General features: G+C 63.0%; 1 protein-coding gene. It reads right to left on the reverse strand.

Annotated elements, in window-relative coordinates:
- On the reverse strand, window positions 1-1,713 hold a 1,713-nt coding region (locus tag ACYVI2_RS14845; RefSeq protein ID WP_460490320.1), incomplete at both ends, for a polyketide synthase dehydratase domain-containing protein.

Genomic DNA, 1,713 nt, shown 5'->3' on the forward strand with positions numbered 1-1,713 from the left:
CAGAAGGCACTGCGTTCGGCTCGACTTCGCAGATCGTCTCCCATATCGGTGTCAGCATCAGTTCACCCACCGGCGACGATGGAAACAGAGGAGACAAAGTCGAGGAAATGGAGTTGAACGGCGCGTGCATCATCGCCGTCGGCACACTGGAATCGGCCGCTCGGTCCTCCCCCAAGGAGGCGGGTAGCGCTCGGCTGCTGAAGTTGCTCAGTCGAACCGCCACTCGCCCTTGCGAATCAACGATCTCAACTTGCAGCTTGCGCACCGCCTCGCTGTCGCCTGCCGCGGGCTGCACTATCGCATACGCGGGCGCGGGCACCGGCGACCACTGTTCCACCGATTGCACTGCGAACGGCAGTGCCAATCCTGCATTCGTTACGGCTAGCCCCAGACTAGCCTGCAGCGCTCCATCCAGCAGGCTCGGCGGCAAACCATAGCTGGCCTGTAATGCGTGCCCCGGCGCCTGCAGCGAACCGATTGCCACGCTGTCGCCAACTTGAAGTGCGGTTAGCACCTGGAAACTCGTCCCATAGGTCAAGCCCATCGAGGCAAACTGCGCGTAACAATCCGCGCTGCTGAGCATGCGTCCACACTGGGCCTGCAATCCTCCCAGATCGACAGTAGGCACCTCGCCCGGGGCCGAAGCCACCACCCAGCCTTGGCTATAGACCTGCGCAGCGTCACCTTCACCGCTGTAAATCTCGTAGCCGATGCGGCCGTCGTCCTCTACTTCCAGGCCGATATGCACCTCCAACGGCTCGGCAACCATCAAGGGTCGTATCCAACTCACCTGCTCGATACGGATGGCCCCTTTCTCCTCCAGCGCCAAACTGGCCGCGGCTCGCGCCCACTCCAACTGTGCCACGCCCGGCACAAGCTTCTGCCCTCGCACCACATGATCACGCAGGAAGAATTCCTCGCCCGTCAGCCACGTGCTGTAGCGCTGTTCATGCAAGGTGGATGTATTGCGGTGCACCAGCGGGTGCAGCACCGCCGCGTGCGGGTGCGGCAACGCCAGCTCGCTGCCCGGTGAGGCTTGTGCATCGGTTGGGTGTGTCGTCCGGGCTACTGGCCCACTCTCGGGCACCCAATAGCGCCCCTTCGCAAACGGATACGTCGGCAAACTCACCCGAGACGGTCGCGACTCGCCATACAACGCCGACCAGTCCACTGCCAGACCCTGCACCCACAACTCGGCCAGCTTGTTCACCTTGCCGCGCGCCAGCCACTTGCCTATCACTTCCCGTAGGTCCTCATCGGCTGCGAACGCCGATAACACCTCCTGCCCGCGCCTGACCTCGCCCTGATACACATCTTCCAGGCTCGCCTCATCTTGCTCGTAAGCCAACAATTTGCGTTTGAGTTCGTCCACCGAGCCCACCACTAACGCCAGACGCATGCCCAGCGCCTCACGTCCAACCTGCAGCGTATAGGCGAGCGACGCCAGACTCACGGCACGCCGCTCCAGGTACTCCCGCAACTGCACCGCCTGCGTCCGAAGCTGCTCGCCCGTACGCGCCGACAGCACCACCACCGCAGGCGCATGCGTCGCAGGAACATGCGCCACTGAGACTTTCCCGTTCGACTCAGCCGAGGCCGCTGGGATGCGCACCACAGGAGCATGCATCGCTGGCTCGTTCGAGACCTGTGCCTCATACTCCTCCAACACCACATGAGCATTCACTCCGCCAAAGCCGAAGGAACTCACCCCCG

Source organism: Bordetella tumbae, assembly GCF_054780995.1.